Annotated in this window: 21 protein-coding genes; 4 read left to right on the top strand and 17 right to left on the bottom strand. The window is 69.7% G+C overall.

Annotation, left to right across the window (positions count from 1 at the left end; translation table 11 throughout):
* Positions 1-104: 104 nt before the first annotated feature.
* The 5 genes from G6N61_RS02395 to G6N61_RS02375 all read right to left on the bottom strand — a co-directional run bounded on the left by G6N61_RS02395 (position 105) and on the right by G6N61_RS02375 (position 6,699).
* Positions 105-2,444, bottom strand: a complete 2,340-nt coding sequence (locus G6N61_RS02395; RefSeq protein WP_163916986.1) for a beta strand repeat-containing protein — start codon at positions 2,442-2,444, stop codon at positions 105-107.
* 833 nt (positions 2,445-3,277) lie between these two features.
* The gene (locus tag G6N61_RS02390) at positions 3,278-3,667 is read right to left on the bottom strand and encodes a universal stress protein (RefSeq protein ID WP_163916984.1); all 390 of its coding nucleotides are present in this window, start codon (positions 3,665-3,667) and stop codon (positions 3,278-3,280) included.
* Positions 3,664-5,202, bottom strand: a complete 1,539-nt coding sequence (locus G6N61_RS02385) for a tripartite tricarboxylate transporter permease (RefSeq protein WP_163916982.1) — start codon at positions 5,200-5,202, stop codon at positions 3,664-3,666. The genes G6N61_RS02390 and G6N61_RS02385 overlap by 4 nt, the downstream gene beginning before the upstream one ends.
* A 1-nt stretch (position 5,203) precedes the next feature.
* Positions 5,204-5,719: a tripartite tricarboxylate transporter TctB family protein gene (locus G6N61_RS02380; protein ID WP_163916980.1), complete on the bottom strand. Its 516-nt coding sequence runs from the start codon at positions 5,717-5,719 to the stop codon at positions 5,204-5,206.
* Positions 5,716-6,699, bottom strand: a complete 984-nt coding sequence (locus tag G6N61_RS02375) for a Bug family tripartite tricarboxylate transporter substrate binding protein (protein WP_407666466.1) — start codon at positions 6,697-6,699, stop codon at positions 5,716-5,718. The genes G6N61_RS02380 and G6N61_RS02375 overlap by 4 nt, the downstream gene beginning before the upstream one ends.
* A gap of 202 nt (positions 6,700-6,901) precedes the next feature.
* On the opposite strand from G6N61_RS02375, the gene G6N61_RS02370 reads away from it, so the two are divergent.
* Together G6N61_RS02370 and G6N61_RS02365 are read left to right on the top strand one after the other, a co-directional pair.
* Positions 6,902-8,476 carry a sensor histidine kinase gene (locus G6N61_RS02370; protein ID WP_163924543.1) on the top strand — a complete coding sequence of 525 codons (1,575 nt, stop codon included), beginning with the start codon at positions 6,902-6,904 and terminating at the stop codon, positions 8,474-8,476.
* Complete coding sequence (locus G6N61_RS02365; RefSeq protein WP_163916976.1) at positions 8,469-9,134, top strand: response regulator; 666 nt, start codon at positions 8,469-8,471, stop codon at positions 9,132-9,134. Before G6N61_RS02370 ends, G6N61_RS02365 begins: the two co-directional genes overlap by 8 nt.
* A gap of 4 nt (positions 9,135-9,138) precedes the next feature.
* Here G6N61_RS02365 and G6N61_RS02360 read toward each other — a convergent pair whose 3' ends face one another.
* Positions 9,139-10,770 carry a phospholipase D family protein gene (locus G6N61_RS02360; RefSeq protein ID WP_163916974.1) on the bottom strand — a complete coding sequence of 544 codons (1,632 nt, stop codon included), beginning with the start codon at positions 10,768-10,770 and terminating at the stop codon, positions 9,139-9,141.
* An 83-nt stretch (positions 10,771-10,853) separates the two neighbouring features.
* Here G6N61_RS02360 and G6N61_RS02355 point away from each other — a divergent pair, with 83 nt between their 5' ends.
* Positions 10,854-11,567 (top strand): type 1 glutamine amidotransferase, encoded by a 714-nt coding sequence (locus G6N61_RS02355; protein WP_163916971.1) that lies wholly within the window; start codon positions 10,854-10,856, stop codon positions 11,565-11,567.
* On the opposite strand, the gene G6N61_RS02350 is transcribed toward G6N61_RS02355, so the two are convergent.
* Positions 11,549-12,901 (bottom strand): TIGR01777 family oxidoreductase, encoded by a 1,353-nt coding sequence (locus G6N61_RS02350; protein WP_163916969.1) that lies wholly within the window; start codon positions 12,899-12,901, stop codon positions 11,549-11,551. The genes G6N61_RS02355 and G6N61_RS02350 overlap by 19 nt on opposite strands.
* A gap of 60 nt (positions 12,902-12,961) precedes the next feature.
* Between G6N61_RS02350 and G6N61_RS02345 the strand changes: the two genes are divergently transcribed.
* Complete coding sequence (locus G6N61_RS02345) at positions 12,962-13,618, top strand: phosphoribosyltransferase (RefSeq protein WP_235887566.1); 657 nt, start codon at positions 12,962-12,964, stop codon at positions 13,616-13,618.
* Here the strand turns inward: G6N61_RS02345 and G6N61_RS02340 are convergent.
* The 10 genes from G6N61_RS02340 to murG form a co-directional block, all read right to left on the bottom strand.
* Positions 13,615-14,043, bottom strand: a complete 429-nt coding sequence (locus G6N61_RS02340) for a hypothetical protein (RefSeq protein WP_163916652.1) — start codon at positions 14,041-14,043, stop codon at positions 13,615-13,617. The two genes, G6N61_RS02345 and G6N61_RS02340, sit on opposite strands and share 4 nt — an antisense overlap.
* Before the next feature lie 16 nt (positions 14,044-14,059).
* Positions 14,060-14,890 (bottom strand): DivIVA-like cell division protein Wag31, encoded by an 831-nt coding sequence (gene wag31 / locus G6N61_RS02335; protein WP_163916965.1) that lies wholly within the window; start codon positions 14,888-14,890, stop codon positions 14,060-14,062.
* A 179-nt stretch (positions 14,891-15,069) separates the two neighbouring features.
* On the bottom strand, positions 15,070-15,360 hold the full coding sequence (locus G6N61_RS02330; RefSeq protein WP_163924542.1) for a YggT family protein: 291 nt from the start codon (positions 15,358-15,360) through the stop codon (positions 15,070-15,072).
* Positions 15,361-15,471: 111 nt separating this feature from the next.
* Positions 15,472-16,140: a cell division protein SepF gene (locus G6N61_RS02325; RefSeq protein ID WP_163916963.1), complete on the bottom strand. Its 669-nt coding sequence runs from the start codon at positions 16,138-16,140 to the stop codon at positions 15,472-15,474.
* Positions 16,141-16,205: 65 nt separating this feature from the next.
* Positions 16,206-16,958 carry a YggS family pyridoxal phosphate-dependent enzyme gene (locus G6N61_RS02320; protein ID WP_163916961.1) on the bottom strand — a complete coding sequence of 251 codons (753 nt, stop codon included), beginning with the start codon at positions 16,956-16,958 and terminating at the stop codon, positions 16,206-16,208.
* A 13-nt stretch (positions 16,959-16,971) separates the two neighbouring features.
* On the bottom strand, positions 16,972-17,676 hold the full coding sequence (pgeF, locus tag G6N61_RS02315) for a peptidoglycan editing factor PgeF (RefSeq protein ID WP_163916959.1): 705 nt from the start codon (positions 17,674-17,676) through the stop codon (positions 16,972-16,974).
* A gap of 32 nt (positions 17,677-17,708) precedes the next feature.
* On the bottom strand, positions 17,709-18,860 hold the full coding sequence (gene ftsZ, locus G6N61_RS02310) for a cell division protein FtsZ (RefSeq protein WP_163916957.1): 1,152 nt from the start codon (positions 18,858-18,860) through the stop codon (positions 17,709-17,711).
* A 200-nt stretch (positions 18,861-19,060) separates the two neighbouring features.
* The gene (locus G6N61_RS02305; RefSeq protein ID WP_163916954.1) at positions 19,061-19,999 is read right to left on the bottom strand and encodes a cell division protein FtsQ/DivIB; all 939 of its coding nucleotides are present in this window, start codon (positions 19,997-19,999) and stop codon (positions 19,061-19,063) included.
* Positions 19,996-21,417 carry a UDP-N-acetylmuramate--L-alanine ligase gene (gene murC, locus G6N61_RS02300; protein ID WP_163916952.1) on the bottom strand — a complete coding sequence of 474 codons (1,422 nt, stop codon included), beginning with the start codon at positions 21,415-21,417 and terminating at the stop codon, positions 19,996-19,998. The genes G6N61_RS02305 and murC overlap by 4 nt, the downstream gene beginning before the upstream one ends.
* Positions 21,414-22,550 (bottom strand): undecaprenyldiphospho-muramoylpentapeptide beta-N-acetylglucosaminyltransferase, encoded by a 1,137-nt coding sequence (gene murG / locus G6N61_RS02295; protein WP_163924541.1) that lies wholly within the window; start codon positions 22,548-22,550, stop codon positions 21,414-21,416. The genes murC and murG overlap by 4 nt, the downstream gene beginning before the upstream one ends.
* Positions 22,551-22,591 lie beyond the last annotated feature (41 nt).

Raw genomic sequence — 22,591 nt, 5'->3', positions numbered from 1 at the left:
CGTGTACCCCGGTTGATCATGGGCGCAAACCAGATATTGACGCGAACGTGGGCCCCCCTTTCGGGAGGCCCACGGCCGTGTCATGCGTGTCGCGTCATGCGTTCCTAGCTGTCGCCGCCGTCCTTCGAACCGCTATCCGAACCGCTGCCGCTGCCCGAACCGCTGCCGCTGCCGGAACCGGCGTCGCTCGACCCGTCTTTCGCGGTGCCCTTGGTGTCGGAGTCATTCGAGCCACCGCCGGTGTTCGAGGACCCGCCGGCCTTGGTGTCGGGCGACACCTTGTTGCCGCCGGTGGTGTCCGTCGAGCCGCCCGCTCCCGTGCCGCCGGTGCTGGACCCGCCCGTCCCCGAACCGCCCGTTCCCGAGCCGCCCGTTCCCGAGCCGCCGGTGTCGGAGTCACCCGCACCCGTGTCGGTGCCGGTGCCGGTGCCCGTGTCGTCCGTGCCCGTCGTGTCGTTCGTGCCGGTGGTGTCGGTTGGCGTCTCGTCGACGACCGGCGCCTCCTCCACGTCCTCGGCGGGTACGGACGCGACGCGTGCGGTGATCTGTGCGTCGCCGGACAGCTCCTCGACCGGGGGTTCCGGAGGCGCCGGCGGCGCCGTGGGACCGGTAATGACGCCGACGGCGTCACCGACCGCATCCTCGAGCGTGTTGCCGACCTGGCCCACCGTCTGCACGACCGTGTTGCCTGCGCCGCCGATCGCACCGATGGCCTGGTTGCCCGCCTGGCCGAAGCCGTTGAGGGCCAGGTTGCCCGCCTGCCCGATACCGGCGATCAAGCCGTTGCCAGCCGTGCCGATGCCTTGGAGCGTGGTGTTGACCGCCGCGCCGATGGTGTTCACGACCGTTTGAATGGCCGCGAAGTAGCTGGCCGGGTTCAGCGGGTTGGCCAGGATGGCCCCGAGCGCGGCACCGCCGCCGGCGAGCAGCGTGTTGCCGACCGCGCCGATGGTTTGGATGGCCGTGTTGCCCAGCGCGCCAACGGTTGCCAGGCCGATCAAGCCCAGTCCGCCGAGGGTGGCGACCGTGGTCACGCCCGCCGAGCCGAGACCACCGATGAGCTGGCTGCCTGCCGTGCCGAAGCCGACGATGCCCTGCGTGACCGCGGTTCCCGCGCCGTTGAGCAGCACACCCACCGCGGTCCCGACGTCGCCCGGCGTCAGCGCCAGCGTCGAGACGTCACCCGGTGCCGCGAGCGCGGCCAACTGGACGTTCTGCATGACCGGCTGGCCGGTGATGAGGCCGAACGCGGTGCCCAGCGCGTTGCCGAGCGTCCCGATCACACCTCCGGTGGTGGCCAGCACGGTGTTGCCGATGCCGCCGACGGTGGAGATCAGCGTGTTGCCGATGGTCCCGATCGTGCCGATGGTGGCGGCACCCGCATTGCCGAGGGTCGCGACCAGGGTGGAGCCGGCCAGACCGAGGGTGCCCAGGAGGGTTCCGCCGGTGACGCCCAGGCCGTTCACCAGCAGGGTGCCGGTGGCACCTGCACCGAGGAAGCCCTGGTTGACCGCGGTTCCGACGCCGCTCACCAGCGTGTTGAGCGCGGTGGCGTAGCTACCGGGATTCAGCGGGTTGGACAGGATGGTGCCCAGCGCTCCGAGCAACGTGCCCGACAGCGTGTTGCCGACGGCGCCGATGGTCTGGATCGCCGAGTTGCCCACCGCGCCAACGGTGTTGATGAACGCGTTGCCCGTGGCGCCGAGACCGCCGATGGTCTGGATGCCCGCCGCGCCGAGACCGCCGATGAGGCCTGCGCCCGCACCGCCGAATCCGGCCAGCGCCTGTACGCCGACCGCACCGAGGCCGCCGACGAGCTGGGTTCCGACCGCGCCGATGCCGAGGAATGCGTCGTTGATGGCAGTCGCCGCTCCGGCCGCGAGCACGCCGATCGCCGCCAGGATGTCACCCGGGGCGAGCGAGGCGAGCGCTGCGAGGGCGGCACCGCCGACGAGTTCGTTGCCGATCGCCCCGATGGTCGCGAGCGTGGTGTTGCCGATGGCACCGAGGGTGGCCAGCGCCTGCTGACCCGCCGCGCCGAGACCTGCGATGCCGCCGGTGATCGCCGCGCCGCCGCCGGTGAGCAGCAGTGCCAGCGCTGCCGGGTAGGCCGCCGGGTTCAGCGGATTCGAGGCGATCGTCGCCAGCGCGCCGACCCCCGTGGCGCTCAGGGCGTTGCCCAGCCCGCCGACCGTGGCGATCACGGTGTTGCCGATGCCGCCGATCCCCTGGATGGCCTGGTTGCCCGCGGTTCCGACGCCGTTGACCAGTTCGGTGAGGGCGGTCGCCAGACCGGTCGGCGTGTAGTCCGCGTAGACCGACGAAATGTGCTCTGCCTTGATGGTCAGATCCGGCGCAGGCGGCGCGATCGGACTGAGTGCGATAGCTGTTGCTCCGACCAGCGCAATGCCGGCCGAGAGGGGTGAACGGAGAGCAAGTTGCATGGCAACCCCCTAATTAGAACCAACTCGATTAGCAAAAGTTACCTGACTGCAACGTCGATAACTAGACATTTGCAATCAGACCTTTCGAACGCTTTCAGGGCGCTCATGATCGTTTGCCAGAGTTTGCTGTGGTCCGTATTGCCGTGCGCTTGAATTGGGATCTTCTGGCAACTTCCTGGCTTTTGCACGAGGAACATCATGGTGGTGATTCAGCACACGTTCAGCCGAGACGCACAGCCGAGGTCGGTGGTGTCGCTGACGGAAGCGGAGATTCCTTCTGATCACTAGCTCAACGGTCGAGAGGTGTTAGCCACGTCACGCGCGGCGGGGGTGAAGTATGCACCGTTGGCAACTACCCGCGTCGTGGGTCACACGACCATCGCTTGCCGCCCGGCGCACAAAGACCGTCGTCAGGACAGTTCGCTGACCTGCAGCCGGGCTCCGCTCCGCCGGATCCGGCTCAGCGGGCAGACCGGAGTGTCGTCCGGACGGACCGTCGATCGGGCGCCCGCCATCCGGCAGGGCACCGGAGGATCGGCTCCCGTTTCGGTACGTCGCGCCTACTCACGCCATGCGATCCGGCGGCTGACGCACGTCGTCGAAACCCGAGTCCGACGCCCCGCCGGCAGATCGGACGTTTATCTCTCCGCGAAGCGGTTACACCGCCGAGCCACTATTTGCGCGGGGTTGCTACCCGAGTTCGACGCGCAGTGTGCTGCCGATGCCTTTCGACTGGTGTCCATTTAGGCGTGGCTAACATTTCGCTTCTCGGGGTTCCCCGTCGAAATCGTCATCGGAAGTCACTTCGACCCGAAACTGAACGACGTTGCCTGTTACTCGGCGGGCTTGACCGCGAGCACGGGCTTGGGGCACTCCAGCAGAACCTGCTGGGAGACGCTGCCCATGAGCAGCTTGCCCACCGGGTTCCGGTGCTTGATGCCGATCACCAACATCTCGGCCTCGGGCCTGTCCATGGCCGTCAGGAGCTCGGTGGCGGCGTCCACGCCGACCGGCTGACTGAACTCGAACGGCACCCCGGACGTGCTCAGCCTGGCCTGCAGATCCCGCACGCCATCGGACTGGGCGAAGGTCGAATCGGCGTAGGCATCGCCCGCCGTCGAGTTGATGACGAGTACCCCGGTGTCCCGCAGCCGTGCCTGTTCGATGCCGTGGTCCAAAGCGGCCTGTCCGAACCGGTCGGCCGTGTATCCGATGACGATCACGCTTGGGCCTTCTCTCTCTGATCCCTGTCGTCTTCCACGACGAGCAGCGTCTCCTCGTCGCGGTGCATGAGGCGCAGCACCAGCGGCACGATGAGCAGAATCGCCATGAGGACGTAGGTGACGATCGCGACGGGCTCGGTGAACAGGCTGCTCCACTCGCCTCCACCCAGCTGCAGGCTCTGGCGCAGCTGACGTTCGATGCGCGGCCCGAGGATCACCCCGATGATCAAGGGCAGCACCGGAAGTCCGAAGCGACGCATCATGAGGCCGAGTAGTCCGAACACCAGCAGCAGAGCCAGGTCGAGCGGCTGCACGTTGACCGCGAAGGCACCCAGCGTCGCGAAGAACAGAATGCCCGCATACAGGTACGGCCGCGGCGTGCGCAGCAGCTTGGCCCACAGCGGAGCCAGCGGCAGGTTGAGCAGCAGCAGGAGCAGGTTGCCGATGAACAGGCTCGCGATGAGCGTCCAGATCAGCAGCGGCTCCTTCTCGAACAAGGTGGGGCCGGGCTGAATCCCGTACGACACGAAGGCCGTCAGCATCACCGCTGCGGTCGCGTTGGTCGGCAGGCCGAGCGACAGCATCGGCACCAAAGTGCCTGCAGCCGAGGCGTTGTTGGCCGCCTCCGGTCCTGCGACGCCCTCGATGGCACCCTTGCCGAACTCCTCGGGGTGCTTCGACAGCTTCTTCTCGGTGATGTAGCTCAGGAACGTGGGCAGTTCGGCACCGCCGGCCGGCAGCGCGCCGAAGGGGAATCCGAAGGCGGTGCCGCGAAGCCACGCCTTCCAGGACCGGCGCCAGTCGCTGCGCCCCATCCACGGACGTCCCACCGGGATGATGTCGGCAGGCCTGCGTCGCAGATGAGCGGCGACCCAGAGCGCTTCGCCGAGGGCGAAGATCGCCACCGCGATCACCACGATGTCGATGCCGTCGGACAGCTGCGCGATGCCGAACGTCGCTCGAGGCTGGCCGGTGAGGAAGTCGATGCCGACGACGCCGATGGCTAGACCCAGGACCAGCGAGATCGCGCCGCGCAGTTTGGAACTACCCAGCACGGCGGTCACCGCGACCAGGGCGAACAACATGATGGCCAAGTACGAGGGCGCGCCGAGGCTCACTGCGAAGCGTGAGATGGCAGGCGCGAACGCGGCGAGCAGAACGGTACCGATGGTGCCCGCGACGAACGATCCGATGGCCGCGGTGGCGAGCGCCTGTGCCGCTCGGCCCGCCTTGGCCATCTTGTTGCCCTCGATCGCCGTGATCACCGACGAGGACTCCCCCGGCGTGTTCAACAGGATCGACGTCGTCGACCCGCCGTACATGCCGCCGTAGAAAATGCCCGCGAACATGATGAACGCGGCGCTGGGGCTGACGTTGTAGGTGATCGGCAACAGCAGCGCCACCGTCATCGCCGGGCCGATGCCCGGCAGCACGCCCACGGCGGTACCGAGTAGCACGCCGATCACGGCGTACAGGAGATTCATCGGAGTCGCCGCCTCGGCGAACCCCTGCATGAGCCAGTCGAAGTTGTTCATCTCAGAGGATCCCGTCCAGAATGCCTGCGGGCAGCGGGATGCCGAGCCCGGAGTAGAACGCGTAGAAGCTCGCCAGCGCCAGCAGCACGCCGATCACGATGTTGCGCACGTAATGCTTGCTGCCCAGAATCGTTGCAGCACAAGCAAAGAAGATCGAACTCATGATGACCCAGCCGAGCAGGTTGACCAGCAGGATCATCGCGACGAACAGCGCCACCAATAGACCCACGGTTCGCCAGTCGCTCGGCATGTCGGGATCGATGTCCTCGCCCGCGTCGGCTTCGCCCTTAGAACCACGCGGGATGGCTACGGCCAGAATGACCGCCAGCAGCAGAGCGGCGATCCCGATGACCATCGGGAAGAACTTCGGCCCGAGTGGGTCCACCTTGGCGAAGCCCTCCGCCAGGGTCAGTGAACTCACCACCAGGAACCCGCCGACGAGCACGAGGACCGCGACGACGAGGTACTGGGCGTAGTCGACGACGACCCGAGGTCGGTCCTGCTCCGGGGCGCTCACAGCAGCCCCAGCTCGGTCAGCGTCGACGAGACCCGGTTGTCCTGATCCACCAGGAACTGTTCGAACTGCTCCCCGGTCACGAAGGCGTCGGTCCACCCGTTCTTCACCAGCGCGTCCGTCCACTCCTGCGTCGCGTGCATCTCCTCGAGCACCTCGACCATCGCCTGCTTGGCACTGTCGGAGATCTCCGGCGGCGCGAGGACACCGCGCCAGTTGGCGAACGTGAGGTCGATACCCGACTCCACGAGGGTCGGGGCGTCGACGCCCTCCACGCGCTCGTCGCTGGAGACGGCGAGCACCCGCAGCTGACCGGCCTCGATCTGGTCGATGAGTTCACCCGGGCTGGACGTGCCGATGGTGATCTTGTTGCCGAGCAGCGCCGTGAGGAGGTCACCGCCACCGTCGTAGGTGATGAAGTTGACGCTCTTCGGGTCCACGCCAACGGCTTTCGCCAACTCCATCGGGAACAGATGGTCCGGTCCACCGGGCGACGAACCGCCACCGATCGTGACCTTCGCGGGGTCGGCCTTCCACGCGGTGACGAAGTCCTGCACCGTCTTGAACGGCGAGTCGGCGGGCACGAAGATCGCACCCGGGTCCTCGATCAGCTTCGCGATGGCCGTCGCATCTGAGGCCTTGATCTTCGACCCGTTGGTGTACGTGGCCCCGACGACGCCGAGACCCATCGTCATCATCAGGTCGTCGTTGCCGCGCTCGTTCATCAGTCGGGCCATCGCGACCGTGCCACCGGCACCGATCACGTTGAACACCTCGACGCGACCGGTGATGTCCCGGTCCTCCATGATCTTCACCGCCGTGCGTGCGGTGAGGTCGTAGCCGCCGCCCGGGCTGTTGGGCACCATCATGCGCAGGCGGTGCAGGCCCGACGGGTCGTCTCCGCGGGTCACCCCGCATCCGGTGAGGGCCGTTGCGCACAGCAGCGCAAGCGCGAGCCATCTGGTGGCTCGCCCCCTCTTCACAGGTCGTGTCGTCACACCGTCGTCCCTTCGTCATGTGATGCTCAGCAATACTGGTGCCTACGAGTGACTCAGGTCACTCTTTAGTAGACAAAGAAGGTTGTGGTCATTGAGTAAGGGCACCGGGAGTAGGGCCACCGGGGGCAAGTGGGCGGGCAGGAAGCTCACCGCGCGCAGTCTCGCCGGCCAGTTCCTGCTCTTCCAGATGGTCGTGGTCGCGGTGGTACTCGTTGCGGTCGCGGCGGTTTCGGTCGCCCAGTCCTCCCGCGAGTTCCGCGAGGTCCGGGGCCAGCGGATGATCGCGGTCGCCGAGAACCTCGCATCGACGCCGATCGTCCGCGATCGCTACGCCGACCCGCTGGCGGGCCGCGTGCTCGCCCCCGACCTCGACCGTGCCATCGCCCTGTCCGGCGCCCGGCTGGTCGAACTCATCGCACCCGACGGCGTCGTGCGGGCGTCGTCGGACCCGTCGCGCGCCGGCCGCCGCGTCGACTTCGGGCCCAGCCTGGTGGTGCAGGGGCGGGCCTGGTCGGGTGATCTGGACATCGACGGCACGCACTCGCTGGTCGGCCAGGTGCCCATCCTGTCCACCGATGGTGCGGTCCTGGCCGTCGTCTCGGTCAGCGAGCCGTATCCCTCGACGTGGCAACTGCTCAGCGGCGCGGGCGAGCGGCTCCTGGTGTACCTCGGGCTGGGTGCCGCGCTCGGCGTGGTGGCGTCGTGGCTGCTGTCGCGTCGGATCAAGCGGCATACCCGCGGACTCGAGGTCGCCGAGATAGCAGGCCTGGCCGACCACCGGGAGGCCTTGCTGCACAGCATCAGAGAGGGCGTGGTCGCCGTCAACACCGGCGGCGTCGTCACCCTGCTCAACGACAGTGCACGGGACCTGCTCGACGTCGGCGACGACGCCGTGGGTCGCCCCGTCCACGAGCTGGGCCTCGACCCCGCTGTCGAGCACTTCCTGCTGTCCGGCGAGGAGGGCCACGACGAGGTGATCACCACCACGACAAGGATTCTCGCGCTCAACCGCCGGTCGGCGAGCACTCGCGGCAAACGCATAGGTACCGTCACCACCATGCGCGACAGCACCGAGCTCGCCTCGATGCAGGGTCAGCTGTCGTCGCACAAGAGCGTCACCGACACGCTGCGGGCCCAGACCCACGAGTTCGCCAACCAACTCCACACCATCTCCGGCCTCGTTCAGCTCGGCGAGTACGACGCGGTGCGCGACCTCGTCGGCAGCCTGACCCGTCGGCGAGCCGAGATCAGCGACGCCGTCACCCGCCACGTCACCGACCCCGCCGTGGCCGCGCTGCTGATCGCGAAGACCTCGCTCGCCGCCGAGAGCGGGGTGTCCCTGGTGCTCGACGACAGCAGCCACCTCAGTGCGCTCGATCCGGCACTGGCCACGGACGTCATCACGCTGCTCGGTAACCTCATCGACAACGCCGTGGACGTGTCGGAGGGCTCGCCCCGAGCAGTGGTTCGCGTCGCGGTCACCGACGACGACGGCTTGACGATCACCGTGGCCGACTCCGGGCCCGGCGTGCCCGAGCACATGCGCGAGAGCATCTTCGCCCGAGGCGTCACGTCCAAGCCGCACGTCGCAGGCGGGCGCGGCATCGGGCTCGCCCTGGTGCGCCTGGTCAGTGCGCAACTCGGCGGGTCGGTCGACGTGTCGGACGGCCAGGGCGGGGGCGCGGTGTTCGAGGTCCGGCTTCCCCGGTTGGCGTCGGCCGAGCGCACACCGGCCGTTGCGGCAGGGCGCACCGATGCATGACGTGCTGGTCGTCGACGACGACTTCATGGTCGCCGACATCCATCGCCGCTTCGTCGATCGCGTCGACGGGTTCCGGTCGGTCGGCGTGGCGCGCACCGGCGCCGAGGCGCTCGAGCAGGCCGCCGCCCTGCGACCCGACCTGCTGCTGCTCGACGTCTACCTCCCGGACATGACGGGTCTCGACGTCCTGCAGCGGCTGCGCTCGAGCGGTGACCGCGTCGGCGTCATCATGATCACGGCGGCGCGCGAACTCGACACCGTCGCAGGGGCACTCGACGGCGGTGCCGCCGACTACCTGATCAAGCCGTTCGAATTCGACCAGTTCCGCAGCAAGCTCGACGCGTTCGCCGCCCGCGTGGACGCGCTGGCCGCCGCGACCGGCGCCGACCAGTCCCTGATCGACGCACTGTTCGGTGGCGCGACGGCGGCGCGCAGCGGGCAGCTGCCGAAGGGACTCGGCGCCGAGACCGGCAGGCTCGTGCTCGAGGCAATGCAGTCAGCGGGTGAGGTGTCGGCGGCGGAATGCGCTGAGCTGGTCGGCATCTCGCGCGTCAGCGCACGCCGCTACCTCGAGCACTATCTCGGCGCAGGCGTGGTCGAGCTACGCCTGCAGTACGGCGCAGGACGGCCCGAGCGGCGCTACCGCCTCGTGGACTGAGGACTCACCACCGGCCCCGCAGGCGGTCGCGATAGGACCGGCCGTCGGGGTCGTAGAAGAAGCGGTACGCAGGTGAGGCCCACAGCTTGGTGAACCGCGACATCTGCTCGGGCCGGTGCGGACGCAACCGGCCCGGCGGCCGCGGGCCGACCCGACCGTTGGCGTACCAGGCCTCCAGCGCGTCTGCGGCCGCCGTGACCGCCTCGATCACCGCACCGGGGTCGACGAGGTCGTGATCCTCGCTGCCATCGGCGGCGCGGTCGAGGTGCTCGCGCAACAGCTCCAGACGAAGGTTCCTGGCGAACACCCGTGCGCCGTCACCGGTACCCGCGGGATCGACCGGCTCACGCTCGTCGCGCGTGGAATCTAGCACGGCACAGGACAATTCACTGTCGTGCGTCCACGAGCGCCGGTTGAAGTTGTCGCTGCCCACGCACGCCCACACGTCGTCGACCACGCACGCCTTGGCATGCACGTAGACGGGCGTCCCTTCGTGGTTCTCCAAGTCGAACACGTGCACCCGCTCCGGGTCCGCGCTCTTGCACACGTCGATCGCCTGCTGTCTGCCGACCTGGTTGGGCGGCAGCGCCAGCTTGCCGTCGACGTCGGGATGGCGGGGTACGACGGCCACGAGATGGAGGTCCGGATGCTCCCGCAGCGCCGCGGCGAATAGGTCGGCCACCTGCCGCGACCACAGATACTGATCCTCGAGGTAGATGAGCCTGCGCGCCCGCCGGATCGCCTTGGTGTATCCGCGGGCGATGCTGCGCTCGCCCTCGGCTGCGAAGTCGTAGGAGAAGTGCGCATCGGGATACGTGCGCAGCACCTGCACAGCGTGCGGGCCCGTCGCAGGCGCCGGCGGTGGCCGCTGCGGCAAGGGGTCGGGTGTGAGGTCGGCGCCGCTGAGCTTGTCGCGGACCCACGCGATCGGGTTGAGCATGTCCAGTGGCGCCGGATCCTCCCACCGCTCGCGGAAGGTCTGATCCAGCACGTCGACGATCGGACCGCGCAGCCGCAGCTGCACGTCGTGCCACGGTGGTCGGTCGCCGTAGGCCTTCGACATCTGGATCGCCTGGGGGTCACCGAGGTGGCGCGCGTCGTCGCGACGCGAATGACACAGGTCGATCCCGCCCGCGAACGCCACGTCGCGCTCGGGTTCGCTCGGATGCCGGATCACGACCAGCTTCTGATGATGGGAGCCACCGAATCTCACCCGCTGGTCGAGCAGCACCTCGCCGCCCGCCTCTTCGATCGCCTCCCCGAGATGCCGGTTCTCCTCCTCGCTGTACTGCAGCTTGTCCAGATGCGACCGCCACACCAGACCCTTGACCACGACACCGCGCTCGGCTGCGTCAGAGAAGAGCTCGGCGACCGTCGGGCCGTCGTCGCGGACCAGCTCGTCGGGGTCCCCGCGCCAGTCGGTGAAGAACACGTAGTCACCCGGACCGCACGCCTCCACCTCCTGCGCCAGTTCCTCGAAGTAGGTCCTGCCGTGCACCAGGGGCTCGGCGACGTTCCCGTCGCGCCAGAACGGCACGTCGGTGTCCGGGTTTCCGCGCTCGGATTCGGCGAGGAACCATCCGGTCGGGTCGGTCACGTCGTGGCCCTCCTGAGGTCTCGGTCGTCGATCCAGCATGCCAGTCGCATTCCCGACCCGCGTGCGAAGCCGTCTGCGGTGCCGAACTCGCACCCGGACACGCGCCACCCTAGGGTGCTGTGGTGGCACCCAGAGTCCTCTTCGTCGTCAACGACCCCGTCGCACCGCCCGCCCTGCTGGGCGACGTCTTCACCGACCTCGGATACGACACCGCGATATTCGAGGTGGTGCCCGCCGACGCGGCGGACACCCCCGGCCTGACGGTCGAGTTCCCGGACCCGCTGGCCTACGAGGTGATCGTCCCCCTCGGCGCGCGGTGGGCCGCCTACGACGAGGCGCTGCCCTGGATCGCCGACGAGATGACCATGATCCGCGACGCCGACGCAGCCGGTGTCGGCGTACTGGGCGTGTGCTTCGGCGGACAGGTGGCGGCCCGAGCGCACGGCGGCACCGTGGCGCGCTCGTCCGAGCCCGAGATCGGGTGGTGCCCGGTGGACACCGACGCACCGGACCTAGTGCCCGGCGGGCCCTGGTTCCAATGGCACTTCGACCGCTTCAGCGCGCCGGCGGGTTCCACCGTCCTGGCCCGAAATGACCGCGCCACACAGGCTTTCACGATCGGCCACACGCTCGGCTTGCAGTTCCACCCCGAACTCGACGGTCCGCTGCTTCGGGCCTGGCTGGCCAACGACGGCGCGGAGGCCGCTGCGCTGGGCATCGACGCGGACGCCCTGGCCGACCAGACGGCGCGGCTGCAGTCCGACGCCGACCGGCGACTACACGCTCTGGTCCGCGGCTTCCTCGCCCGTGTCGCGCGTCAGCCGTGCCCCAGCTGATGTGACAGCGCGTCGGCGACCTCGGGCTGCCGGAAGCGGTGACCGACGGCCGCGAGTTTGGCCGGCAGGACGCGCTGGCTCGCCTCGGCCAGCTCCCGCGCCCCCTGTTCGCCGAGGAGCAACCGGGGACCGAAGCCGGGTACGGGCAGGATCGCCGGCCGGTGCATCACCTTGGCCAGCGCCCGGGTGTACTCGTCGTTGCGAACGGGGTTGGGCGCCACCGCATTGACGGCACCGGAGAGCCGGTCGTCGTAGAGCGCGCGGTAGTAGACGTCCAGCAGATCGTCGAGGCCGATCCAGGACAGCCACTGTCGGCCGCTGCCCAGCCTGCCGCCCAGTCCCGCGGCGAACAGCGGTCGCAGGAGCTTCAGCGTGCCCCCCTCGGCCGACTGCACGATGCCGGTCCGCACCGTCACGACGCGCATGCCACCGTCCGCGGCAGGCGCGGTGGCGGCCTCCCAGTCGGAGACCACGCCGGCGAGGAAACCGTCGCCGCGGCCGGCGTCCTCGGTGAGCGACACGTCGCCCCGGTCGTAGCCGTAGTAACCGATCGCCGAGGCACTGACGAAGGTGCGCGGCCCGTCGACGGTCCGTGCGGCCACCTCGGCGAGCCTGCGGGTGGGTTCGATGCGACTGTCGACGATGGCGGCCCGGTGGGCGTCGGTGAACCGGCCCGCGATCGACTCGCCCGCGAGGTGGATCACCGCGTCGACACCGGCGAGCAGGTCGGCGGCCGGTGCCAGTGGATCCCACTGCCGCTGCCCGGCTCCCGGCGCGCCGCGCACCAACCGGACGACGCGATGCCCTCCGGTGCTGAGCAGTGCGCACAGCGCGGTTCCCACCAGTCCCGACGACCCGGTGACCGCGACCGTCATCGACCCGGCGCCCGCGAGTTCGGCGTCGCGGTGGGCGGCCAGGTCGTCGGCGAGCTGGCGGTGGCGATAGACGAACGTGGAACGCAGCCCGACACCGGGAACGGTGGTGTCGACGTGGTCGTGCACCCGGGTGGACCCCGAGGTGGGGCCGTCGGCGAAGTCGTGGGTGTGGCGCCACCAGCCGATCGCCCGCGGCGGCAGCGAGCGCAACCCGTCCGAGGACAGCACGTCGACGAAGCGGTGCGGCGGGTCGTACTGAGCCGGGTCGTGCTTGGCGATCCAGCGCAGTCCGCCCGGCAGGCCGAGGATCGCCGTGCCGTCGGCCAACGACTCCGTCTCCGCCACCACCCTCATCGGCTGCCACGGCGGCACCAGGCGGCGCATCGCGCCCTGCCTGGTGTGCCAGGCGAAGACCTCGTCCAGGGGATGGTCGACCACGCTCTCGAATTCGATGCCCACGTGTTGATCTTCGTTGCCGAGCGCCGGTCGGATGGCCCGATCGCGGCTTACGCTGCTGACATCGCGCACGCACCGGAGAATCGGACGTTCCAGGACCGCCGGGAGGCCGGCCGGGTCCTGGCCCGGCACCTGACGGCCTATGGTTCCCGATCCGACGTGGTGGTGCTCGGGCTGGCCCGCGGCGGCGTGCCCGTCGGGCGGGAGGTTGCCATCGCGCTGCGGGCGCCGCTGGAGGTGTTCCTGGTGCGCAAGCTCGGCGTGCCCCAGTGGCCCGAATTGGCGATGGGCGCGATCGCGAGCGGCGGCGGCGTGGTCCTCAACGAGCCGCTGATCGAGAGCCTGCGCATCTCGTCCGCCGCGCTGGACGAGGCGATCGCACGGGAGTCGGCCGAACTACGCCGCCGCGAATCGGCGTACCGCAGCGGACGCGAGCAGGTGGACCTGCGCGGTCGGGTCGCCATGCTCGTCGACGACGGCATCGCGACCGGGGCCAGCATGAAGGCCGCCGTGCATGCCGTCCGGTCGCTCGGCCCGGCGTCGGTCGTGGTGGCCGTCCCCGTGGGCCCGCGCGCAGTGTGCCGGGACATGCGGTCGATTGCGGACGACGTGGTCTGCGCAGTGACGCCCGACCGATTCCGCGCCGTGGGCCAGGTGTACGCCGACTTCCATCAGGTCGACGACGACGAGGTGCGCGAGGCTCTCGCGACGGCGCGCTAGTCGCGCTTGACGGCCTCGTCGCGCGTGGTGGGCTCGTCGCTCGTGGCGGGCTCGTCGACGACGGGCGTCACCTCGGTGCGGTCCTCGACGGCCGGGGTCAGTTCCGTGGGCGCGTCGTCGACGTCGGCGTGGGACTCGTGCGCGACGGTCGAGGTGTCGGCGTCTGAATCGCCGTCGGTGTAGGTCGGGATCTGCGTCGTGGCGTCGTCCGGGTAGTCCTCGGCAGCGCCGTCGTCGACGGCGTCGTCGGTGCGGGCGTCGTCGGAGTCACGCGAACGATCCCGCAGCGCGTCGACGATCAGCAGCAGCACGCCGATCACGCTGGCGCCGATGCACACCCAGGCGATCAGCTCGTTGCTGGTGACGACGGCGGTGACCAGTGCCGCCAAGCCGATGACGGCGAGGACGAGCGCAACGATGAGCAAGGGTTCAGCCGATCAGCTAGTTGTTGCCCCGGTTGAACTGGTTGAACCCGCCGCCGTCGTTGTTGGCGGTCGAGTCGACCGGTGCCGCGGAGCCACGCTGGCCGAGTTCCTCCAGCTGCGATTCCAGGTAGGTCTTGAGGCGGGTGCGGTATTCGCGCTCGAACGTCCGCAGCTGCTCGAGCCGGCCTTCGAGGACCGTGCGCTGCTGGTTGATCGTGCCCATGATCTCCGAGTGCTTGCGCTCGGCGTCGGCCTGCAGGGCGTCGGCCTTCTCCTGAGCCTGACGCAGCTGCGACTCCGACCGGGTCTGGGCGTCGAGCAGTAGTGCGTCGGCACGCTGCTTGGCCTCGGAGACGGTGGTCTCCGCGGTCTGACGGGCCTCGCTGACCATGAGGTCGGCTTGGGCGCGCGCGTCGGATAGCAGCTTGTCGGACTCGGCCTTGGCCGTGCCGGTCAGGCGATCCGCGGTGTCCTGGGCCAGCGCGAGCACGCGAGCCGCACGCATGGCCGACTCCTCGCTCTGCGCGGACATCTGCGCTGCGGCGGGAGGAGCCTCGTAGACCGGCGCGGGCGCCGCGACGGGCTCGGGCTCCGGTTCGGGCTCCGGCGCCTGGTACTGCGGAGCGGCCTGCGCAGGCTGCGATCCGCCACCGGCGCGTGCCGACGCGAGTTCGGAATCCAGCTCGCTGACCCGCTGGCGCAGGTCGGCGTTCTCTTCGATGAGACGGCTCAGCTCGTTCTCGACCAGATCGAGGAAGGCATCGACTTCGTCCTCGTTGTAGCCGCGCTTGCCGATGGGTGGCTTACTGAACGCGACGTTGTGAACGTCGGCGGGTGTGAGCGGCATCGTCTGCCCCCTAGGAGTCGGGACCGTCAACCGGTCTCAAAGTGTAGAGCCATGTGGAAGTAACTGGCGTCCATCCTGTCACAGGGGACCCGGCGGTTGCATGAGAGGTCCGGAATTAAGAGCGAAACTCAATCTTTCCGAGATCGACCGCTCGCTCTCGCGGACCCCTGCCGACGGGGTCAGGCCGCCGCGCCGAACGCCAGTTGCATCCCGATGAACGCTACGAGCAGAAGCACCATGATCGACAGGTCGAAGCGGATCGCACCTATCGTGAGCTGCGGAATCAGCCTGCGGAGCAGCTTCACGGGAGGGTCGGTCACGGTCAGGATCAGCTCGAGGACCACCACGGTGAAGCCCTTGGGTTGCCAGTCTCGACTGAACGATCGGATGAACTCGACGACGACCCTGGCGATGAGCAACAACCAGAAGACGAACAGCGCGAAGCCCAGGATTTCGAAGAACAGCGCCAACTGGGCGACCTCACTAGCGGGAAGATGCGGAAGGGTCAACGTACGCGCGAGGTTCGACCGCGCGACGATTCGTCCGCAAGTCTACCCGTCCCGCGGGGGTGCCACCGGTGCCTACTGGTAGGAGTAGAAGCCGGCCTCGGCGATGCGCCTGCGCTCCTCCGCGCTGACGTCGACGTCGGCGGGCGAGAGCAGGAACACCTTGGTCGCCACCTTGTCGAACGAGCCGCGCAGCGCGAACGCGAGGCCCGCTGCGAAGTCCACCAGTCGCTTGGCGTCGGCGTTGTCCATCGACACCAGATCCATGATCACCGGGGTGCCGTCGCGGAACCGCTCGCCGATCGTGCGGGCTTCGCTGTAGTCCTTGGGACGCAGGGTCGTGATCTTGGCCAACGGGCTCCCCGCCTCGAACAGTTCCGCCATCCGGCGCGGCTCCATCGCGACCGCTCCGCGGGTGGCCCCGCGCAGGGTGTTGAAGCGCGGCCGGTCGAACTGCGGCCTGCCGCCACGGAAGGCCGGCTCGTCGACGTAGCCGCCGGCACGATACCCGGCGGGCACGGGGTCCATTTCACGACCGAACTCGCGCTCGAATTCCCTTGCGCCGACCCGCTCTTCGTATCCGCGGGCCTCCATGCGGCCGTACGAATCCTCTTCGAAGCGCTCGTCGCGGCTACGACGCGGGTACGGGCGCGACGCACGGTCGTCGTCCTCGTAGTACTCGTCTTCGTAGTCGTCCATCGGGGCCATACCGAAGTAAGCCTTGACCTTGTGCAGCGTACTCATCTCAGGACCCTTCTGAAGACTGTGATGTGTGTTGTCTGTGATGACGTTGTGACTGGTGTGACTACTCACGGTGACGTTAGTGGGCGTTGCCCCATGAGCGCGGTTCCGACACGCACACACGTGGACCCATGTCGAACCGCCGTCTCGAGGTCCCCCGACATACCTGCCGACAGACCGAGCCGTTGTTGGTGATCCGCCTGTACCCGTTCGCGCTCGGCGGCCAAACGCACGAAGGACTCCTCGGCCGCCGCGCCCAGCGGCGGGATGGCCATCAGACCCGCAAACCGAAGCCCCTCAGTCGAGTTCGCCGCCGCGCAGACCTCGTCCACCAGGGCCGGGTCACCGATGTCGACGCCACCCCGGTCGGGGTCACCGTCGAGACTGAGCTGCACGTAGACGAACATCGGCTCCGCCCGCCTGCCGTCGGCCAGCGCCTCGGTCGCACCACGGCCCAGCGCCCTGATCAGCGCAATGCCGTCGACGGAGTGCGCGGCGTACGCCCAACTCGCGACGGCCTTGGCCTTGTTGCGCTGGATGCGACCGATCATGTGCCACCGGATGGCAGCCGTCGTGCCGTCGCCCGCGAAGTGCTCGGCCACCTCCACGGCCTTCCTCGACGCTTCCTGCTCCCGGGACTCGCCGAAGGCCTCGCACCCCATCCCCCGCAGGAGGATGACGTCCGAGGCGGGAAAGAACTTCGTCACCGGAAGCAGTTCGACGTCGCCATCGGCCCGGCCCGCCGCCCGCACCGCATCGTCGAGCCGGCTGCGCAATGCCTCGAGCGAGGCGCGCAGTTCGGCTTCGCGATCCTCGGTCATGTCGGCCGCACCGTCATTCCATCCAGACCAGTGACGCGAGCCTGCCGGTGGGCGCACCCCGGCGGTGGCTGTAGAGATCGCGGTCGGCGAACGTGCACCGCGGGTCCACGTCGACCGCCGAGATGCCCAATTCGCGCAGCTGCCCGACGATTCCGGCCCTCAGGTCGAGCCCGGCCGTACCTCGCGCGGTGACGGTGCGACTGCCCGGCAGCGCCGCCTCCACCTCGGCGGCCATTGCCTCGGGCACCTCGTAGTTGCGGCCGCTGACGGCTGGGCCGAGCAATACGGAGATGTCCTCGGCGTGGGCGCCGCGGCGCACCATCGCCTCCACGGTCCGCACGACGATGCCGTTCTGCGCGCCGACCCGTCCGGCATGTGCGGCGCCGATGACCCCGGCACGCGCATCTGAGAGCAGGACCGGAACGCAGTCGGCGGTCACGACGGCCAGGGCCAGCCGCGGTGTCGTCGTCACCATCGCGTCGGCGGCGTCGACCGTGGGGCCGGGACCGTCCACCTCCACGACGCGGTCGGAGTGCACCTGGTTCATCCAGCGGACGCCGTCGGCGCCGAGACCCGTCGCGGCGGCGAGGCGTCGGCGGTTCTGGGCGACTGCGGCCGGGTCGTCCCCGACGTGGTCGCCGAGGTTGAAGGCGTCGAACGGTGGCCTCGACGCACCGCCCCTGCGGGTGGTCGTGACACGGCGGACGCGGCGGCTCACGGTGTCAGTATCCGGGATCGAGCTGGGCGCGCTCAGTGCCGCATGAACGGCGGCACGTCGACGTCGTCGTCGGCGATGCCGTCGTCGCGACCGCCACCGATGCTGACCGTCGCCCCGTTGGTGTGCACCGGGACGGCGGCGGGATCGGTCGACTCGACGAAGGGCGAGGTGACCTTGCCCGCCCGGCCGGGCGCGATCGGCTGGCCGGGGGTGCCGGTGACCGGGGCGCGACTGGGCCCCGCCGCGTCGAATCCCGCCGCGATCACCGTGACCCGGACCTCGTCGCCGAGCGAGTCGTCGATGACGGTTCCGAAGATGATGTTCGCGTCCTGGTGTGCGGAGTCCTGCACCAGCGACGCGGCCTCGTTGATCTCGAAGAGGCCGAGGTCGCTGCCGCCTGCCACCGACAGCAACACGCCTTGAGCACCCTCCATGGACTGCTCGAGAAGTGGTGAGTTGATGGCGATCTCGGCGGCCTTGAGCGCCCGCCCGTCGCCGCGCGCGGACCCGATGCCCATCAGGGCGGTGCCCGCGCCGCTCATGACGCCCTTGACGTCGGCGAAGTCGACGTTGATCAGGCCGGGCGTGGTGATCAGGTCGGTGATGCCCTGCACGCCGTTCAGCAGGACCTCGTCGGCACTGCGGAACGCGTCCATCAGCGAGACGGCCGCGTCGCCCATCTGCAGCAGGCGGTCGTTGGGGATCACGATCAGCGTGTCGCAGCTCTCGCGCAGCGAGGTGATGCCGGCTTCCGCCTGGTTGGACCGCCGCTTGCCCTCGAACGAGAACGGCCGGGTGACGACGCCGACGGTCAGCGCACCGAGCTTGCGCGCGATGGTCGCGACGACGGGCGCGCCGCCGGTTCCGGTGCCACCACCCTCGCCCGCGGTGACGAACACCATGTCGGCGCCGCGGAGCAGCTCCTCGATGTCGTCCTTGGCGTCCTCGGCAGCCTTGCGTCCGACCTCGGGGTCGGCGCCTGCACCGAGACCCCTGGTGGAGTCGCGGCCGACGTCGAGCTTGACGTCGGCATCACTCATCAACAGCGCCTGGGCGTCGGTGTTGATCGCGATGAACTCGACGCCCTTGAGGCCCTGTTCGATCATCCGGTTGACGGCATTCACGCCGCCGCCACCGATGCCGACCACCTTGATGACGGCGAGATAGTTGTGCGGGGGCGTCATTGCGGTCGCCTTCCTCCTGAATGTGCCTACATGTCCGTCGGTACCCCTCGAGTCAAACCCTCAACCTCAACCACAGGCTTAGAGTTATGTCAAGTAGTGCCGTACGAACAGAACGGTAGGGCTCACTCGACAACGATCCGCGCAGGCGCGCCGACGTGTTCGTGTGTTTCGCGTCTTTTTCCGATGCCGGGCACGGCACGTCACTTGACGGTGGGCAGATCCGGACTCGACACGTCGTAGGTGCGGCCCGGTTGAGTCAGCAGCGCACCGAGCTTGAGCGCCTTCTCCTCCGTGCGGTCGGTGGTCCCCCAGATGACCTCGCGACCGTCGATCAAGGTCAGCGTGATCGACGCCACCGAGGGCGCCGCGATGCGACCGACCTGCCCCGCGACCTCCGGTCGCAACGCGAGCAGCACCTGCAGCGCGGCCTTGGTCGGCGCGTCGGTGGGACCGGGATTGTCGGCATCGAGGTACGGCAGGCCGAGAGGCGGTGTGTCGGTGGCGAAGTCGACGCCGTCGCGATCGAACAGGTGCGGCCCGTCGGGATAGTCCTTGACCACGACCGGCACCCGCTCCACGATCGTGATCCGCAGCGTCGACGGATACTCGCGCTGCACCCGCGCGCTGGCCACCCTGCGGATGGTGGCGACCCGTTCGGCCACCGCGTCGGTGTCGATCTGCAACAGCGGGGTGTCGGGCACGACGGCGGCGGCCTGCAGGATCTCCTCCTGGGAGATCGTGTTCAGCCCGACGATCACCGTCGACCTGGCCGCCATGATCGGCGTGAAGTACAGCAGCAGCCCGAGGCCGACGGCGATCACGCTCACCAGCGCCGACCACAGCAGTGCCTTCAATCCGCGGATCAGTCCACGGGCGGGACGCTTGGCCTGCTCGGGCGGCTTGCCCTCGACCCGCCGCTTCGCCTCGCGGCGCGCGTTCTCGATCGCGGTCGCCCTGTCCTGGGCGGCACGGCGCTCCTCGCGCTCCCTGCGCGCCCGGCGGCGCGGCCCTTCGAAGTCCTCGCCGTCGTCCCCGTCGGAGTCGACATCCGGGTCCGCGTGCGGGGCCGCGTCGGGAGGCGCCTCTGCGACGGGGGCCGGCTCGGGTACCTCGGACGCATGGTCGTCGGGACCGGTCACGGCTGCCGGGCCCGGTCGGTGAGTGCCGCCAGGATCTCCTGCCCGAGCAGGGTGACGTCGCCCGCGCCCATCGTCACCACGACGTCGCCGGGCCGCGACACACTGGCCACGCGCTCGGCGACCGCGGAGAAGTCCGGCACGTAATGCGTCTTCACGCTGGTGTGTTCGGCGACCGTCGCACCGCTGACACCCGGCAGCGGTTGCTCCCGCGCGGCGTAGACGTCCAGCACGAACACCTCGTCGGCGAGGCTGAGCGCCTCGCCGAACTCGCGGGCGAACGCCTCGGTCCGCGAGTACAGGTGCGGCTGGAACACGACGATCGACCGCGCGTCGCCGGCGACGGAGCGCACGGCGTCGAGCGTCGCGCGCACCTCGGTGGGATGGTGCGCGTAGTCGTCGAAGACGCGGACGCCCGCGGCGGTGCCCACGGCTTCGAAGCGGCGCCGGACGCCCTCGAACCCGGCCAGCCCGTCGAGCACCGTGCCGACGTCGGCCCCGGCCTCCCGCGCGGCGAGCAGTGCGCCGAGCGCGTTCTGGGCCATGTGCCTGCCGGGCACCGCGAGCCGCATGCCGCGTGGATGAGACTCGCCGGCGAGCTGGATCGTCGCGACGCCACCGGTCCCCTGCTGCGTCCAGTCCAGCAGCGTGGCGGCGAGGTCGGATCCGCTGCTGCCGTAGGTCAGCACCCGCACGCCGAGGGCGCGGGACCGTTCGGCGAGCGCGGCGGCGCCCGGGTCGTCGGTGCAGGCCACCAAGACGCCGCCGGGGACGATGCGCGCGACGAAGTCGTCGAACACGCGGGAGTAGGCCTCCTCGGTGCCGAAGAAGTCGAGGTGATCGGCCTCGACGTTGGTCACCACGGCCACGTCCGGTGCGTACTGCAGCAGGGAACCGTCGCTCTCGTCGGCCTCGGCGACGAAGACGTCCCCGCTGCCGTGATGGGCGTTGGTGCCTGCCTGGCCGAGATCCCCGCCCACCGCGAACGACGGGTCGAACCCGCCGCGCTGCAACGCCACGATGACCATCGACGTCGTGGTGGTCTTGCCGTGCGTGCCGCTGACCAGCACGGTGGTGTAGCCGTCCATCAGCCGGGCCAGCACCGCGGGCCGCATGATCACCGGGATTCCGCGGCGCCGAGCCTCGACGAGTTCTGGGTTGTCCTTCGGGATCGCCGCGTGGGTGCTGACCAGCGCGGTCGGCCCGCCTTCGAGCATGTCCAGCGCCGCCGCGTCGTGACCGACCCGGACCTGGGCGCCCCTGGCCCGCAGCGCGGCCAGTCCCCTGGACTCCTTGGCGTCCGAACCCGACACCTGGCCACCGCGGTCCAACAGGATCCGCGCGATGCCCGACATGCCCGCGCCGCCGATGCCGACCATGTGCACGCGCCGCAGCTCCGGGGGTAGCTCCCGGGCGGTCATCGCGCGGCCGCCCTGGCCTCGCGCGCGAGCGCCAGCGCGACCTCGGCGACGCGCTGCGCGGCATCCCGGTGTCCGGCCAGCGCGGCCGCCGACGTCATCGCGGTCAGCCGCTGCTCGTCGGACATCAGCCCGGAGACCGTGGAGGCGACGAACGCCGGGGTGAGGTCGGCGTCGTCGACCACCATCCCGCCGCCCGCCTCGACCACCGGCAGGGCGTTGAGCCGCTGCTCGCCGTTGCCGATCGGCAGCGGGACGTAGATGGCGGGCAGCCCGACGGCGCTCACCTCGGCCACGGTCATCGCGCCGGACCGGCAGATCGCCAGGTCGGCAGCGGCGTACGCCAGGTCCATCCGGCTCAGGTACGGCACCGCCACGTACGGCGGGTCGCCAGGCGCCGACGGTGCGAGGTCGAGTACGTTCTTGGGCCCGTGGGCGTGCAGCACCGAAACCCCGGCTGCGGCAAGGGCTTCGGCTGCACCGGAGACCGCCCGGTTGATCGACTGGGCGCCCTGTGACCCGCCGAACACCAGCAGCACGCGGTCGTCGTCGGAGAATCCGAAGTGCGCGCGGGCCTCGCTGCGCAACGCGGCGCGGTCGAGCGTGGTGATCGCGTGCCGGACCGGCACCCCGACCACTTCGACGCGGCCCAACCCGGGATCGGGAACGGCCGAGAGCACGCGCCGCGCGGTCCGCGCGCCCACCCGGTTGGCCCAGCCCGCGGTGGCGTTCGCCTCGTGGATGACGACGGGGACGGCCCGGCGGCGGCCCGCGCCGCCGCGGGCGGCCAGGTAGGCGGGCAGGGCGACGTAACCGCCGAAGCCGATCACCACGTCGGCGCCGACTCCGGTGAGCACGGCGCGGGTCTCGCGGACGGCCTGTTGGACGCGCAGGGGCAGGCGCAGCAGGTCGCCGGTCGGCTTGCGCGGGAACGGCACCGGGGTGATCAGCCGCAGGTCGTAGCCGCGCTCGGGGACGAGTTTGGTCTCCAGACCGCGGTGGGTGCCCAACGCGGTGATCCTGACCTCGGGGTCCAGCGCGACGAGGGCGTCGGCGACGGCCATCGCGGGCTCGATGTGTCCAGCGGTGCCGCCGCCGGCGAGCACGACTGATATCCCCCGGTCGCTACCGTCCATCCGCGCTGTCGCGGACTGCTCCCGGGGGCCGGGAGTGGCGG

Origin of the sequence: Mycolicibacterium arabiense (assembly GCF_010731815.2) — a bacterium.
Taxonomy (GTDB): domain Bacteria; phylum Actinomycetota; class Actinomycetes; order Mycobacteriales; family Mycobacteriaceae; genus Mycobacterium; species Mycobacterium arabiense.
This window is presented reverse-complemented; position numbering and strand designations above follow the sequence as displayed.

Coding starts and splice junctions, on each gene's coding strand:
- G6N61_RS02360 (WP_163916974.1), bottom strand. CDS start 10,770: ATGCTGGATCGACGACCGAGACCTCAGGAGGGCCACGACGTGACCGAC.
- G6N61_RS02365 (WP_163916976.1), top strand. CDS start 8,469: ATGCATGACGTGCTGGTCGTCGACGACGACTTCATGGTCGCCGACATC.
- wag31 (WP_163916965.1), bottom strand. CDS start 14,890: ATGCCGCTCACACCCGCCGACGTTCACAACGTCGCGTTCAGTAAGCCA.
- G6N61_RS02320 (WP_163916961.1), bottom strand. CDS start 16,958: ATGACCGAGGATCGCGAAGCCGAACTGCGCGCCTCGCTCGAGGCATTG.
- murC (WP_163916952.1), bottom strand. CDS start 21,417: ATGACCGCCCGGGAGCTACCCCCGGAGCTGCGGCGCGTGCACATGGTC.
- murG (WP_163924541.1), bottom strand. CDS start 22,550: ATGGACGGTAGCGACCGGGGGATATCAGTCGTGCTCGCCGGCGGCGGC.
- ftsZ (WP_163916957.1), bottom strand. CDS start 18,860: ATGACGCCCCCGCACAACTATCTCGCCGTCATCAAGGTGGTCGGCATC.
- G6N61_RS02325 (WP_163916963.1), bottom strand. CDS start 16,140: ATGAGTACGCTGCACAAGGTCAAGGCTTACTTCGGTATGGCCCCGATG.
- G6N61_RS02395 (WP_163916986.1), bottom strand. CDS start 2,444: ATGCAACTTGCTCTCCGTTCACCCCTCTCGGCCGGCATTGCGCTGGTC.
- G6N61_RS02370 (WP_163924543.1), top strand. CDS start 6,902: ATGGTCGTGGTCGCGGTGGTACTCGTTGCGGTCGCGGCGGTTTCGGTC.
- G6N61_RS02385 (WP_163916982.1), bottom strand. CDS start 5,202: ATGAACAACTTCGACTGGCTCATGCAGGGGTTCGCCGAGGCGGCGACT.